The 12363-nt window shown below is 41.0% G+C and carries 10 protein-coding genes; 4 read left to right on the forward strand and 6 right to left on the reverse strand.

Going from position 1 to position 12363, the window contains the following annotated elements:
• Positions 1-31: 31 nt before the first annotated feature.
• From AB5443_RS13130 to AB5443_RS13145, 4 genes are all read left to right on the forward strand, one after another.
• Positions 32-3145 carry a SusC/RagA family TonB-linked outer membrane protein gene (locus AB5443_RS13130; protein ID WP_368113895.1) on the forward strand — a complete coding sequence of 1038 codons (3114 nt, stop codon included), beginning with the start codon at positions 32-34 and terminating at the stop codon, positions 3143-3145.
• An 11-nt stretch (positions 3146-3156) separates the two neighbouring features.
• Entirely contained in the window at positions 3157-4749 is a 1593-nt protein-coding gene (locus AB5443_RS13135) for a RagB/SusD family nutrient uptake outer membrane protein (protein ID WP_044655134.1), read from the forward strand.
• Positions 4750-4934: 185 nt separating this feature from the next.
• Positions 4935-5183 carry a DUF3791 domain-containing protein gene (locus AB5443_RS13140; protein WP_044655133.1) on the forward strand — a complete coding sequence of 83 codons (249 nt, stop codon included), beginning with the start codon at positions 4935-4937 and terminating at the stop codon, positions 5181-5183.
• A 16-nt stretch (positions 5184-5199) separates the two neighbouring features.
• Positions 5200-5406, forward strand: coding sequence for a DUF3791 domain-containing protein (locus AB5443_RS13145; RefSeq protein ID WP_044655132.1), 207 nt, complete (start codon positions 5200-5202; stop codon positions 5404-5406).
• A gap of 88 nt (positions 5407-5494) precedes the next feature.
• Here AB5443_RS13145 and AB5443_RS13150 read toward each other — a convergent pair whose 3' ends face one another.
• The 6 genes from AB5443_RS13150 to AB5443_RS13175 form a co-directional block, all read right to left on the reverse strand.
• Positions 5495-6268, reverse strand: coding sequence for a hypothetical protein (locus AB5443_RS13150; protein ID WP_044655131.1), 774 nt, complete (start codon positions 6266-6268; stop codon positions 5495-5497).
• A 42-nt stretch (positions 6269-6310) separates the two neighbouring features.
• Positions 6311-7588, reverse strand: a complete 1278-nt coding sequence (locus AB5443_RS13155) for a rhamnogalacturonan acetylesterase (protein ID WP_368113898.1) — start codon at positions 7586-7588, stop codon at positions 6311-6313.
• A 50-nt stretch (positions 7589-7638) separates the two neighbouring features.
• Positions 7639-9264 (reverse strand): fimbrillin family protein, encoded by a 1626-nt coding sequence (locus tag AB5443_RS13160; protein ID WP_368113900.1) that lies wholly within the window; start codon positions 9262-9264, stop codon positions 7639-7641.
• Positions 9265-9285: 21 nt separating this feature from the next.
• Positions 9286-10176 carry a fimbrillin family protein gene (locus tag AB5443_RS13165; protein WP_368113901.1) on the reverse strand — a complete coding sequence of 297 codons (891 nt, stop codon included), beginning with the start codon at positions 10174-10176 and terminating at the stop codon, positions 9286-9288.
• 30 nt (positions 10177-10206) lie between these two features.
• A complete protein-coding gene (locus AB5443_RS13170) occupies positions 10207-11157 on the reverse strand; it encodes a fimbrillin family protein (RefSeq protein ID WP_277135440.1) in 951 nt (316 codons plus the stop codon).
• A 168-nt stretch (positions 11158-11325) separates the two neighbouring features.
• Positions 11326-12303: a polysaccharide deacetylase family protein gene (locus tag AB5443_RS13175; protein ID WP_277135439.1), complete on the reverse strand. Its 978-nt coding sequence runs from the start codon at positions 12301-12303 to the stop codon at positions 11326-11328.
• Positions 12304-12363: the final 60 nt, after the last annotated feature.

The raw sequence follows: 12363 nt of genomic DNA on the forward strand, positions 1-12363 counted from the left end.
ATTATTAATTTAATCACTTAGATATATCAACATGAAAAACATTTTGTATGGAAAATGCAGTTGGAGAAGGAAAATACAATTATTCCTTCTCATAACTTTACTACATTCAGCAATGTCGTTTGCACAAGAGCGAACAGTAACTGGTGTTGTAGTCGATGAAAAAGACGAACCAATAATCGGCGCCAATGTAAAGGCGAAAGGTGCTAGCAAAGGAACTATTACAGACTTGGACGGAAAATTCATTCTGTCATTACCTAATAGTATTAGAACACTGGAAGTATCTTTTATCGGTTTTAACACTAAAACTGTTTCCATTACCGACACCCCCCTTCATATCAAACTGGATGAGTCTTCTATCCTATTAGACGAAGTTGTGTCTATCGGTTATGGCACTGCCAAAAAAGGAAATATTACCGGATCTATAGCTAAAATAGATGCAGAAAGTTTGGAAGACCGAGCCACAACAAACATCGCGTCCGCTTTACAAGGCCAATTGGCAGGAGTAGAGGTACGTACCACTACAGGCGAACCAGGATCAGAGTTGCAAATCCGTATTCGTGGAGCCGCTTCTATCAATGCCAGTTCAGACCCGCTTTATGTGATTGATGGAATACCCGCAGACGATTTAGGCAGTATTAACCCCAGTGACATCCAGTCTATTGAAGTACTAAAAGATGCTTCATCTTCTGCCATCTACGGTTCACGCGGTGCGAACGGTGTAGTGCTTATCACTACCAAACAGGCAGCGCAAGACTCTAAAGTAAGAGTACAATTTCAGGCTTCATACGGTGTCCAGTCATTGGAAAGGAAACTTGATGTACTGTCTCCGGAAGAATGGATTGACTTTCGCACCTCATACAATAACCAAAGATATCTGGAGAAATATGCCAGCATGGGAGCAACTGCAAACGACGATATGGCAACCCGCATAAAACTGATAGGGAAAATGAACTACAATTATGTTAATGACGACCGTTGGACACAACCGAACTACGGCGGTTTGTTATTAGTTGACTGGCAAGATGAATTTTTCCGTTTGGCACCTCTGCAGAATTACCAGTTGTCTATCTCCAGCGGAAGAAATAATACCAAATATCGCGTATCCTTAGGGTATGTAGATCAACAAGGAATTGCCATTACCAGCGGATACAAACGCTTGACTCTGCGCGCCAATATAGAATCTAAAATATTAAACCGTATCACTATAGGATTCAACCTGGCTCCCAGTGCGACATGGAGTGAAGGCGGGCGCGTAGACGGCAAAGACCAACAAGCCAACAATATGCTTACCATGTGCCCGATAGTAGAACCTGCATCAGGGTTATACACTGGAGCCGAAGGCCACCCGCCTTATGCATGGACAAGTTCCAGCAAAGTAAGTCCGATTGCTAACATGGAACAAACAGTCAGGGATTCTGAGAACGCCCGTTTTAGCACCTCTGCCTATGTCAAAGCAGACATTTGGAATGGTTTGTCAGCAGAGCTAACCGGTTCTTATAATTTCAACAGCAGTCAAAGCCGTAATTTCAAGCCTAGCAATATTACATCCAAATGGAGTAACGGAGAAGGTTATGAAACGACCGGCAGTCGTTCAGACACCCGAAGTCATAAATTCCTGCTACAAGCATTATTAAAATATAACAGAACATTTGACAAGCATACTGTAAGTGGAATGGCTGGTTATTCTATGGAAAGTTCCAACGGCTCTTCAAGTAACTTATCTGCCAAACAATTTCCTGATAATGCACTAGAAATTTTTGATATGCAAGACGTAGTAATGCAGAGGGCGGCAGCCAATCTGTCCACTCCTTCTCGTTTATTGTCTTATTTTGGACGTGCACAATATGAATATGACGACCGATACTTATTGACAGCAAGTATCCGCCGGGATGGCTCTTCCCGCTTCGGTAAAAACAGTCGTTGGGGTATTTTCCCTGCCATTTCCGCTGCATATCGAATTTCTAACGAAAATTTCTGGTCTAAAGATTTCATTGTCAACTCACTAAAAATACGTGCCAGTTGGGGAATGAACGGAAATAACTCTATACCATCCAACGCTTCACTTGCTGTTTTAGATAATGCGAATTATACATCAGGTGGCGTTATCAACGGATTTGCTCCTATTTCGTTGAACAATCAGGAATTGGGTTGGGAAAAGACTGACAGTTGGAACATCGCTCTCGATATGGGATTATTTAAAAATCGTATTTTTATATCTGCTGACTATTATATAAAAACCACCAAAGATTTATTGTATAAAGTAAACGTACCAGCTTTATTAGGCTTTACAAAAGCTTGGGGTAACATCGGGTCCATCAGAAACAAAGGATTTGAAGTTGAACTTAGTACTAAAAACCTTGTTGGAAAATTAAAATGGAATACCTCATTCAACATAGGATATAATCAAAATAAAGTAATCAGTTTAGGAGACGATAACAGTTCTTATTTTACCGGATTTGAAAACACTCAAGTTTTCATGGTTGGTCAACCCGTCAAATCATTCTACTTATATGACGCAATCGGTGTTTATCAAACACAAGCCGACCTTAAGAAATATCCGGTCATGCAACAAACCGTGGTAGGTGATGTACGTTTCCGAGACACAGACGGTAATGGATATATCAATGATAACGACCGTACACTAGTTGGTAAACCGGATCCTGACTTTACGTTCGGTATGACAAATACATTTAAATATAAAAACTTTGACCTGTCAATCCTGATAACCGGACAAACAGGCGGTAAAATATATGGTTTGCTTGGCCGTGCCATGGACAGACCCGGAATGGGAGTAAGTATCAATGTATTATCCCGATGGAAAAACATGTGGCGTTCGGAAGAAGAACCTGGTGACGGGAAAACACCCGGAATCGGAAATTCAAATACCGGTCAGTTATATGATACCCGTTGGTTGTACAGTTCGGATTTCATCAAAATAAAAAATATAACTTTAGGATACAAACTACCGTTAAAAAAGATAGTACAGAACGCACGTGTCTATGTCACCGCAGAAAATCTTCTCATGTGGGACAAATACGACGGAGGTTTCTCTCCTGAATCCAGCAACGGGTCATCTGGTGATTATGATTATGGAGCTTACCCACAAGCCAGAGTAATTTCTTTAGGAATTAACGTTACATTTTAAATATTTATTTTATGAAACTATATCATTATATTATAAGCGGCACAATAAGTTTAGGTTTGTGTTTTTCATCCTGTAATGACTGGCTGGATGTCACGCCTGTAGACACTCGTACTAGCGAAAATTTCTATCAGACCCCATCACAATTGGAACAGGCCATTATCGGTATTTATAACGGCCTGATGCCTCTATCTGAATATTCATGGATGATGTCTGAAATACGTTCGGACAACGTATGGGTACCTTACAAATTAGGAAAGCAACGTGATTATGTGGATATCGCTTGCTTCAATTCGAATATCACTACTATTTCGACTATATCCAGCGCTTGGAATGACTTATATGAGATTATTGCACGAGCCAACCTATTTTTATCCAAAGTTGATCAAGTGGAATTCTCAACAGACCTGGATAATGTAAAAAAACAATTTATCGGAGAAGCTAAGTTCCTAAGAGGTCTTGCCTACTTTGAATTGGTGCGCTATTTTGGCAGGATTCCCGTCATATTAGAACCGATATCAATCGAATCCGCAATGACAATCAAGCAATCCGAAACAGTCGAAGTTTATGAAAATGCAATTATTCCAGATTTACAGGATGCAATAAGATTTTTAGTGGACGAACCTTTAGACTACGCTGGAAAATCCGCAGCAGCAGGACGAGCTACCTTAGCTGCCGCCAAATCTTTACTAGGACGAGTTTATCTGACTATGGCAGGTTTTCCGATTAAAGATGACTCTAAAAAGGAGCTAGCAAAAGGATTATTTAAAGAAGTTATAGACTATTCCGACGCAAACAACCAAAAATTTTGGGCGAAGGATATGGATGAATGGAATAAAATGTGGATTAGTGAAAACGACAATAAATATCATATTTTTGAGATTCAATATATTGCAGCCAATGGGTATGGTAACCCAATGGTTCCGGCTTCAGTTCCTTCTGTTTCACCAGTCTATACAGCTGTCAAATTATTAGGCAATACAGTTTACTGCGAAAAATCACTAGATAAAATCTTCACACAGAAAGATGAAAATGATGAATACATCGACCAGCGTTGCCATGGCACTATTGAAACTGGGAACATGGTTGACGAAGACGGAAGACCATATACGGGAGAAGACTTTTATGTCAAGCTATTCGAACATAATGTAAAAAGGAAAGAACTAGGTTATTCAGATATTAGCAGCCAGATAGTCGACCGTAATTATTTTCCAACCAATTATCCCCTCATCCGTTTAGAAGATATCATGCTCATGTATGCCGAAATCACCGGACCTGCGGAAGGAAAAGAATATGTTGACAGAATACGGACAAGAGCCGGGCTTCCCAAATTAGACGAGAATATAACTCCTGCTAATTTTGCTGATTCTGTCGATATAGAACGCCGTAGAGAACTGGCTAGTGAAGGAATCCGCTGGCATGATATCGTACGCCAAGGACGATTCAAACAGTTACTGCAAGATATGTTCAAACGATATGGCGACGAGGGGAATGAAACATACAATTTATATCTTCGCGTAAGAGACGATACTTACTTGTATCCTATTCCTGATGCACAAATGAAAGTGAAAGAAGGGCTTTATGAACAAAATACCGCATATAAGTAATCAACATACCTAGCGAATAGACAATGATATAATCAAGCAATACCATACTATTTATTTTTAAACAAGTAAAAGTCCTCAGGTGGCAGCCTTGAGGACTTTTACTTGTATATACAAAAAAGTTTCAGCAATGTTGTTTATTTGCCTGCCATCAAGTATCTTTGTTCATAAACTGAATTATAACGATTATGTGTAAACAACCGGATATCCTAGAAAGTGAAAAGATTCACTTTGCAGTCATGGCAATAGAAGCTGGAGCACGAGAAATGGGAATCTCTCCTATGGAAATGCGCCGACGTTTAGAGAAAATGAACCTAATCAAACGTCTTCTATTAGACAATTACGAGGTGATGCACACGCAAAGCCTGAAACATGTAGGCGAGGATGTGGCCGAGGCCTTGAAAAACTGGGAAGCACAGGAGGGAAGTACTATATGAAAATAACACTTTATATATGAGAGAACAAGTACTTTGGAGAAAAATCAGTCGCATCATCCTATTATTATCGAGCCGATTGGAGATAAGCCCGGAACGGGCATTAAATCTGTTTTATGAAACAAATGTATGTGCTATGTTGCATGATTTCCGTTACGGTCTGCATCTAATGAGTGATACCTATATTATAAATGATGTATTACGTGAATTGCAGGATAGGCAGTAATCTTAATAATCTGCCATTACTTAAAGAGGGGGAAAGTTGTCTGCAATGCAACTTTCCCCCTCTTCTTTTAACAGATTAATCTATCCTACTATTTTCCAACAGCACCTGCCCAGTCTTTCGCAAAGCGGAAACTACCGATATTTCCTTTGAAACCACTACGGTTTCTAAACGAGATAGCTTTCAGACCGGCTTTCAAGGCACCTTCTTCACCAACTACCACTGCATCAGCTTTCGGTTCATTCTGACTTAATTCGGGGTCAACGAATAAAGAGACCTCATTCTTGTCATAATCTACTTTCAATACCAGCAGATGCGTTGTGTTATAATCATATACCATAGGAGTCTCGTTGCGTTCTTTCAGCAAGCCGACAGCAAATTTGATTTTATCATTTCCTTCACGTCTGACATATACCTGCCCACGATTTCCCCCGCCAACATAACTTGCGCTTGCAGCCAAAAAGTCTGCCAGATTACTTGACCCGACTTTAGCAAAATTCACCAGACAAGCCAGATAATAAGTTCCTTTGGAGTACACTTTCCCTGATTCAACCAAGGAATACACACTGACACGGGAACCTTTCACACCCTGTGGAAAACCAAAGTTAATAGATAGGCCTGCTTCATTATATCCTGCATAGGATAAAGCCTTTCCGACAGTAGGACTTACCACCCCTTCTACCGGTTTGGCTGTAAAGCCGCCGCACCAGGTATCCACGTTAATGGGAGCCCGTTTATCATCATAAACCGTTTTCTCCAAAGTATCGCCTACCTTATAACCTTTCAACAGGTCATTCTTCAAAACTTGCGCTTGGCTTCCCAATGCAAGTACCGCCAACGCCATTGATACAAAAACTTTTCTCATAATTCCTCTTTTATTTTATGCTTTTAATCCGTGTTATTTATATTAATTACCGTCCGGTTTCTCTATTTCCGTAAACGGACACAGATTCCATTTGAAATCTTCAAATCTGTCGGGATGAGCAGGATTGAATCCTTTATAATCCTTTTTCAAGAACTTCACCGCATCCAAATCAGCTTTCTTCATTCCTTCAATAATACATTTAGCCAGTTCATAAGCACCGAAAGTATTGGAGTGGGAATTATCTTTCAATTCCTTCGTCTGTCCCGGATAGGTATTGACCGGATAATGCACGAACGCATGTTTAGAGCCGTCTTCGCCCATTGCCTCATAAAGCGTACGGCTGATTTCATTCAAATCAATCAAAGGTACGTTTTCTTTTTCTGCCAACCAACGAATCGCTTCAGGATAATCAAGATGAGTGTTCATTATCTTGCCATTCTTATCGAAGCGACGGCGTTGTGTCGGAGTCACTAATACAGGATACGTACCTCTTGCACGCGCTTCATCAATATAAATCTTCAGATTATACATGAAAGAATAGAAAGCTCCTTTGCCGGGGCCTTTCTGCTTCTGGTCATTGTGCCCGAACTCCATAAAGAGATAATCGCCTTTCTTCATCTGTGTCAGGGCTTTCTTCAAACGTCCGGCACCGATAAAGGTATTGGCGGATTCTCCGGATTCGGCATAATTGGCTATAGCTATCCCGTCGGTGAACCAACGTGGAAACATTTGCCCCCAGGCAGCCCAAGGTTCGTTGTCATAATCTACTACAGTGGAGTTGCCGCAAAGGAAAATGGTGGGAACTTTATCTTCACGCTCGATAACTAAGGAAGTTATGCGCGGAGCATCACCGTTGAATTCAAGTGTCAGTTTCTCATCCCAGTTCAATTTATTCTTTTCACGCGGTTTGATTTTGACTTTTTGCTTCCTGTTGATATACATGTTCCGTTTGTTGACGGTGAAAGATTCAACAAGCGTTTCTCCTTTCTTAGTTGGAAGATTCTCTATAAACAAACGGCGGGATTCGGCACGTACCGTCGTATTTCCGGCTGAGTCCTTGCTGCCAAGAGTAACGGTTACTTTATAATTACCGTCGGGAACATTGACGGAGAAGAAAAAAGGTTGGTTGCTTTTTCCGTCCCATGCCGGTTGCAGGTCGTATCCGTAACCTTGTTCTTCGTTGAACAAGGTTTCGGATGTCACTTTGGTATATCCCTCTTTTACTTTCTTGTCAGAAGTAAAGTCGAATTTATAGACTTGTGCATAACTTGTTAATACAAGAAACACCGCCAATATCATTGATACAATTACTTTTTTCATAATCCTTTATGCTTTATGCTTTCAATATACAATACCTCAAAAACATCGAATTAAAAAGCAAGACCAAAACGATATAAATATTCTGTCGTCTTATTTTTCGTCTTATTTGTTTCAAACCGACTACCATTATATATTGCATAATAGGTCAATTCTTTTCTTCTTTCAGTACTAGTCCAATACTCCTTATTAGAGTGTAATCCAATACCACCAACTTTTTCAATTTGTCTATTCAGAAGTGGAAATAAATTATTTGTACTAGTAGCAATTAGACCATTAAAGTCACCTATCGAAGGCAAATACCACTTTGTACTCGTACTTGGAGTATCATATTTATTCTGATATTCTCTTATTTGTTGAAGTACAACATAAGAATCACTCTTATCAATATTAAGCTTTACATACTCTTCAATCACCCTCACATTATTATATCCCAATCCAAACCGAGTTTCAATATTCTTCGCATTATCCTTTGCATTATCAAAATAATATCCACTTAATGAGGTAAAATGAGACTTTGCATCAAAAGTCAAGAACCATTCATGCATAAAAACAGTTGCATCTCCCCAACTATCTGCAACATCAGTCCCCAATGCCAATACAAGACCATGACAACAATTAGGATATTCTTGTTTCAAGATATCCATTTCCGGAGTAATTTTATAGTTGCTTACATCACCATATCGAGCAGATGGTTGCGGATTACCAACATAATAAACTACACCAATACAGTTTTTAGAAGAAGGAGTTTCTTCCTCTACAGAAATAACACTACCGTCCGCATAATACAAATCGCCCACCTGCAAATGATGTGTCACCTCTTTATATCCACCATCAACAATGAAACGTTTGTACTTTCCTTCTTTCATCTTTTCCGCCGTATCAAGCGTACATTGCTTGTCATTGTAATGACCGATAATCTGATTCTCCGATGACGGTTTCCTTAGCAAACGGTATTCATCCTGCTTTGCATCATAATAAGGAGCTATTTTATTTCCTTCGTCCACATTGTCAAGATAGAAAGCTACATCAACAGGCATAGCAACATAAGGAGTTTCTTCCGGCATTGCCACTCCTTCGGCATCCGTAAAGATATAACGGGTGGAAGGCAGTTTCACAACAACCAGACTCATGCGGTGTGTCAACTGAAAACTTAATGAGTAGTTTCCGTTCTCACTAATCAATGCGGTTGCATTTGAGGTCATCAAATCCTGTTTCGCATATACTTTTTGGTCACTCTGCTCTGCAGTCAACTCCCAACCGGCTACCAAAGGAGCAAAGAAATCGTCGCCTGCCAAATCTGTTTTATCGCTCATATCCGGTTGATAAGGATAATAAGCATAGAAAGTCACTCCCGCCAGGCGGTCATCATATAATATCGGTTTTCCCGACCAACTCGAACCATTGAAAGTAAAGGGCATATTATTGATTTCGTTCAATATCGCACCGTCTTTCACGGCAAACAATCCGATTTGGTCGCCCTGAGTAAAGGTAGTGACGAATCCCACATCTTCCGTACGTGTAGACGGTTCATTGCTAATCAGACCTGTGTCAGTCACATTCAGTACAATTCCGTTCCGTGCATTTCCCGGAACTTCTTCCTCAATCTGAGAACAACCAGCCCAACCGAACAACAGGATTGCCAGCAAAGCTACTTGTATAAGTTTATATTGTTTCATCTTCGCTTCAAATTTTGAATATTATTCCTTATCAGTTCCTTCCACTTCTTCATCATCACCGTCCCACGAAACAGAATCTTTCTCTATGGTCACTTTCAGTCCCGGCTTACCAACTCCTACATTGTATGTATATTGATATCCGCCTTCCAAGATTCCCTCTCCATTGCCCGGTGTATGCCCGAAAGTCCTGCCGTCTTTCAACACCACCTTAAAGAACAACTTACCGGACATATCCTGCGGAATCATCAGTAACTGGAAAGAATAAGCATATCCCTCTCTAGTATTCTCTAGCAGATAAGGTTTCATCACTGCCGTTTCAACATCTGCGGTGGATTGCAATTTACCCTCTGTCATTGTCCCCTTTGTCACTGCACTTACAGTAAACACAACATCTTTCAAATCTTCTTCTGATACCGTATCCCCGTCACCTTTCACGTTGATAATCAATTTCACCGTTCCATGACGGAATTTAAGCTTCCGTTCGCTGCGGAATTTCATCTTCTCATAGGCATAAAGAAAATCAGAGTTTTGATAGGCTTCATCGGTAGTCTGATCGGCAGCTACCGTCCATTCCGTCAATAAGGTTTCCGAAGCCGGATACCAGGCAAACAAAGTTTCTTCCTCTGTGGTCGTGTACCAATAAAGAGGATCGTTATTCTTGGCACTCATTTCTCCCGATTGAGAAACCTCATACAGTTTCTGTGAGAAACCGTCATAAAGGGAAACGGATTCTCCCCCGTCCCATTCAGTCTTTTCACCGATGCCGCGCGTGAAAGTCATACCGGACTTTTCCGCCGTCAGCTCCAGCGGATATTTATTATTCTGTAACTCGTCTTCCGCTACATTGGTGCATGCCCCGAAGAAACCTGTCACCGTCAATAAGCTGCCGAGCCATAAGTCTTTCCTTTTCATATCGTTCCTTTTTGAATCCTTACCACTCGTTTATTCAGTAACCGAAGCTGTCACATCTTTATCATCTTCGACTATCCAATCTTCAATCTCCGCTTTGGTGATTGTCATTGCCGGATTTTCGAATGTCACATTATAAGGATAGGCATGTCCGCTCTCCAAATTCTGAACAGGCATATATTGAGTGTATGTTTCATCATTCATCCTTACTTCCAGCAATACTTTCTCCGGCATATCTTGCGGGAAGAGAATAATGGACGTAGTCATTTCACCTTCCGCCGGTTTGGCAATATCCATGCTTAATTCCGAGTTAGGGGTAGCGACGCCCTTAGCAACAGCCTCACCGGTAGTTACGTTGAAAGTTCCTTCGAGTTGCAGGCTTTTCAGATAAACTTTCATATTGTTCAGTGTGGCACCGTTGGTCGCCTTGAACTTCAGTATTATCTTGGTCATTTTGTGTGAGAAGTCAAATGTAACGGGAGCCTCAGCACGAATCCCGGTAGCCTTCGCGAACAAGAAGTCTATTTGAGGCTGTTTGTCCGCTGCCTGGTCTGAGCCGCTTATCGTTTTTGCTATCACACCTTCCGTACCCGGCAAAGTTCCATTCTCACCCTGATAAGGATAATAAGCATTCAACGTAAACTCACCTTCTCCTTTCAGACGGATATTATTGTCTGTCGAACCTTCGTTCACAACACGAAACGCATTTCCGTTTTCATTGCGGTACTGGATATTAATATAGGTGTCCACTGCATTAGGCGTCGCATTATTCTCGTCCGCTTCAACAGTCACTCCGATACGGTCGTCCGTTGTCCATGCCGCGCCGACAGCACGGGATTTCTGAACATTGTCCAACACTTCGTCGATATTTCCAAAAATTTCGATGGGCTTATAGGCGCGGTCTGCTTTTCCCGATTCTTCGTCACTACAAGCAGAGAAAGCTAATGACACTAGCATAACGGCTGCTAAATACATGTTTTTCATTGATGTCTTCATTTTAAGTTATTGTTCTTTGATTTTTTACTTCCGCAAATGTAGACGTACTTATTGGAGTACACAATGGACGATTGTACGCAAATACCTTGGCAATTATTCATTCAAGGGAAGTAAGGTCATCGGAGTATAATTATCTATGGAAAAGTGTATATTATTCTATCTAAAGCTTACTTTGATTTTCCCTGCATACGGATTGAAATCAAAAAGGAGTTTGTCTCCGGCAATACGTATCGGCAGCCGTTTTTTTCCTTGTTTCACGGACACCCCTTTCAGTTCCCTTTTCACTTCCCTGCCTTCAACCACCATTGTCAACGGTTCTGTAAACAGTTTCCTGTTTAATGTCATTTCAGGAGTAATCGTCAAGCCTTTCTTTGTTTCCGAAACTTTCAACTGAATATCGTCCTTCTCCCTTATATAAGCGGCCACTTCACGGAACGTACCTACCCAAATCTTATCTTCCAAGCTTTTCACCTTGTCCAAATGTTCCCAAAACAAGGACGGTTCCTTGAAAGCATCATATCCGTAATTGATTCCATGCGTCATACCTACTCCCCATTCCCCTTTTTTCAACAAATCATCCAGCCATTTGGCAAATCGTTGGGGAGTCGATTTGCTACCGATTGAAATCTGCCTGGTACGTGTTCCTACCCTGTTTTTGGAAGCCAGTTCTACGATTTCATCGGTTTTATAATTATAGGGATAGCAATAAGTGACGGGCATCACGCCTATATTGGCAAAAATTGCACTGTCATTCTTTTCTATTTCCATCCTCACTTGTTCCAGTGTCAGACGTTTCGCATTCTTATGCGTCCAGCTATGATTGGAAATCTCATGCCCGTTTTTTGCCATTTTCCTTAGTTCGTCCCAAGTCATACGGGGTAATTTGGACGATGCCCCCTGTTCCGTATAATAACCGCATACCCAGAATGTACCTCTGAAGCCACGCTTTTCCAATTCCGGTGCAGCTACCGTGAAATGTTCCGCCAGACCGTCGTCAAAAGTATAGGAGATGGCACAAGCTTTGTCCTGCCTGTATTTGGCGACATGGACTTTCCAGTCTGCTGCTGACAGGATACTACCGGTACAGAAAGCGCTAAAAAAAGAAGCAAGAATAAAGAAAGAAAGTGTTTTCATGATTCTGACAAATGATTAAATATATTGGATATATGGATACAAAAATCCAGTTACGCACTA

The organism is Bacteroides sp. RTP21281st1_H5_RTP21281_210402 (assembly GCF_040918965.1).
GTDB lineage: Bacteria > Bacteroidota > Bacteroidia > Bacteroidales > Bacteroidaceae > Bacteroides > Bacteroides congonensis.

What these genes read in the sequence shown, in the direction of transcription:
- AB5443_RS13130 (WP_368113895.1), top strand. Translation starts at nt 32, where the DNA reads ATGAAAAACATTTTGTATGGAAAATGCAGTTGGAGAAGGAAAATACAA.
- AB5443_RS13135 (WP_044655134.1), top strand. Translation starts at nt 3,157, where the DNA reads ATGAAACTATATCATTATATTATAAGCGGCACAATAAGTTTAGGTTTG.
- AB5443_RS13140 (WP_044655133.1), top strand. Translation starts at nt 4,935, where the DNA reads ATGTGTAAACAACCGGATATCCTAGAAAGTGAAAAGATTCACTTTGCA.
- AB5443_RS13145 (WP_044655132.1), top strand. Translation starts at nt 5,200, where the DNA reads ATGAGAGAACAAGTACTTTGGAGAAAAATCAGTCGCATCATCCTATTA.
- AB5443_RS13150 (WP_044655131.1), bottom strand. Translation starts at nt 6,268, where the DNA reads ATGAGAAAAGTTTTTGTATCAATGGCGTTGGCGGTACTTGCATTGGGA.
- AB5443_RS13155 (WP_368113898.1), bottom strand. Translation starts at nt 7,588, where the DNA reads ATGAAAAAAGTAATTGTATCAATGATATTGGCGGTGTTTCTTGTATTA.
- AB5443_RS13160 (WP_368113900.1), bottom strand. Translation starts at nt 9,264, where the DNA reads ATGAAACAATATAAACTTATACAAGTAGCTTTGCTGGCAATCCTGTTG.
- AB5443_RS13165 (WP_368113901.1), bottom strand. Translation starts at nt 10,176, where the DNA reads ATGAAAAGGAAAGACTTATGGCTCGGCAGCTTATTGACGGTGACAGGT.
- AB5443_RS13170 (WP_277135440.1), bottom strand. Translation starts at nt 11,157, where the DNA reads ATGAAAAACATGTATTTAGCAGCCGTTATGCTAGTGTCATTAGCTTTC.
- AB5443_RS13175 (WP_277135439.1), bottom strand. Translation starts at nt 12,303, where the DNA reads ATGAAAACACTTTCTTTCTTTATTCTTGCTTCTTTTTTTAGCGCTTTC.